The following is a 2,006-nucleotide window of genomic DNA, read 5'->3' as shown; positions in this document are numbered from 1 at the left end:
GGGTCGAGCTCGGATATCTTGCCTGCCGCCGACTGATCCTCCGGCGCGTTGCCAAGCAGCGTGATGCCGGCGTCAGCACTTCCTTCGATCAGCACTTGTTCGTCGTTTGCGGGCGTGACGAAGATCATGGCGACTGCCGCATGCAGCGCGCACGAGGCCATGACGGCAGCCAGCCATTTGCGCTTGCGGGCCTTGGACATGATCGCTTTGGGCGCCAGCGGCTCGCTTGCGCGAACCGACAAGAGCGGGCTGACATCGGCGATATAGGCCCTGTCGGCGGTATCGCGAGCGCCGATCATCATCAGCGCTTCGCGCGGGGTCGCGAATTTGGGATCGTCGGGCTCGACCGGCCAAGCACCAAAGCCGGCCAACGGCCAGGCTAGGGTGATTTTGGCGAAGGCTGGCTCGATCCCCACGAACTGTTCCTCAGACGCCGAATGCGATGCCGGATTTGGAAACGGTACGCAGCGACTTCAGGCAGGCCGACGGCTCGACACCCTGACCGGTGCAATCGGTCGCGTGGTTGATCAGTACGCGGCTGACCTTTGCGCATTCCGTACCCGGCAGATCGAAACGGGTGACCTTGGTCTTCCCGGCGGGAAGTACCTTGAAGTCGAGCACGGTCAACCGGTCGACGACGCCTGCCTCGTTGAACAGTGCAATCTCGAACGCCGCCTTCGAAAGCTCGGCGCCGAGGTTGTTGGTCACCACGAAGGTGAAGCGACAGCCCTTGTCGGAGGGCTGTGCCGCATTGAGTTCGAGCACCAGGGCAGGGGATGGCGGGGCGCTTTGTGCCCCCGCTGCGCCCGCCGAGGCCAATAGAGCGGCCGCAATCAGTGCGGGCCCGGTGTGGCCAAACGGCATTCTCACCACCCGAGCTGTTTTGACAGGGAGATCTTGAACGTACGGCCCTTGGCGTCGTCGTTCATCAGGAACTCCTTGTACTGACGGTTGAACAAGTTATCGACGCCGATATTGGCTTCCCAACCGGCAAGCTGGCCGTCCTGTGGCTTCCAGGTCATGAAGATGTCATGGACGTTGAAGGCTGTGGAGAAACGCGTCGAGTTTGGATCGGCGACGGGGGGAGTGTCGCGGTCGCGCGAAGCATCCTGCGGGCCAGCTACAACACGCGCAGTCCAGCCGAAGGTTACGTCGTAGTCCGGCATTTTGCCGCCCAGCGTCAGAGCCAGTTCATGTGGTGCGACCGTTGTCAGGTAGGCATCGGTCAGTTTGTTCTTGCCGACTACGTAGGAATAGGACGCGTTGGCGAAAACGTAGTCGGCATCGTAGGCGGTCTCGACCTCGAAGCCGTAGAGTTCCGCCTCTTCGATGTTGATGAAACCCGGTTTGTTGTTGAAGCCCGAAGCAAATGGCCGGTTGAGCGCGATCAGGTCCTTCACGTCATTGTAGAAGCTCGTGACCTTGAGCTGGCCCGCGTCGCCCGCCTGCAGCATATCGGACCCGGACAGCGCGAAACCTGCCTCGAAATTGTTCGACTGCTCTTTCTTCAGGCCAAGGCTCGGCCGGAAGGTTGAGGACGAACTCGCTGTCGAGAACACTTCGTCGATGGTCGGGAAGCGCTCGGTATGCGCGATGGAGCCGAACACCGAAAACGTGTCGTTGAACTTGTAAAGGGCGGCCACCTTTGGCGAGAAGGCGGTATCATCGGTTGACGATGCGTTGAGTGCCGTGTCAGGCGTCAACCTGTGCCAGTCGAGGCGCACGCCGGGTATGATCGTCAGGCGGTCGTCGAAGACGAATTCGTTTTGCGCGAAAACGCCGGTCTTGAGATCGGTGCCTTCGGGATGGAACGTGACGGGGAACTGCCGCCCGTTGTTGAAGAAGGCTTCGGCGACGCGTGTCTGGTAGGTCGTCTGCGAGCCGAATGTGAGATGGTTCGTCCAGTTGTCGCCAGTCCACTCCATCGTGTTCTGGGCATTGAACTGCCAAGTCTCGTAGCCGTAGTTCGAATCGCAAACAACCGCGAACGAACCTGGGCTACATGC

The 2,006-nt window shown here is 60.7% G+C and carries 2 protein-coding genes and 1 pseudogene; all 3 read right to left on the bottom strand.

Going from position 1 to position 2,006, the window contains the following annotated elements; all coding sequences use genetic code 11:
* Positions 1-416 (bottom strand): annotated as a pseudogene (locus tag AC1DUU_RS30600) (hypothetical protein); the annotation flags it as partial.
* A 10-nt stretch (positions 417-426) separates the two neighbouring features.
* The gene (locus AC1DUU_RS30595; RefSeq protein WP_476787068.1) at positions 427-864 is read right to left on the bottom strand and encodes a hypothetical protein; all 438 of its coding nucleotides are present in this window, start codon (positions 862-864) and stop codon (positions 427-429) included.
* Positions 865-866: 2 nt separating this feature from the next.
* A partial coding sequence (locus AC1DUU_RS30590; RefSeq protein WP_476787067.1) for a TonB-dependent receptor domain-containing protein occupies positions 867-2,006 on the bottom strand: 1,140 nt, incomplete at its 5' end.

Source organism: Aminobacter sp. P4_H6_2, assembly GCF_056400805.1.
The sequence above is the reverse complement of the archived record's forward strand: the minus strand, read 5'-3'. Positions and strand labels throughout refer to the sequence as shown.

Excerpts from the sequence above, each read along its gene's own strand:
- AC1DUU_RS30595 (WP_476787068.1), bottom strand. The coding sequence starts at position 864 with ATGCCGTTTGGCCACACCGGGCCCGCACTGATTGCGGCCGCTCTATTG.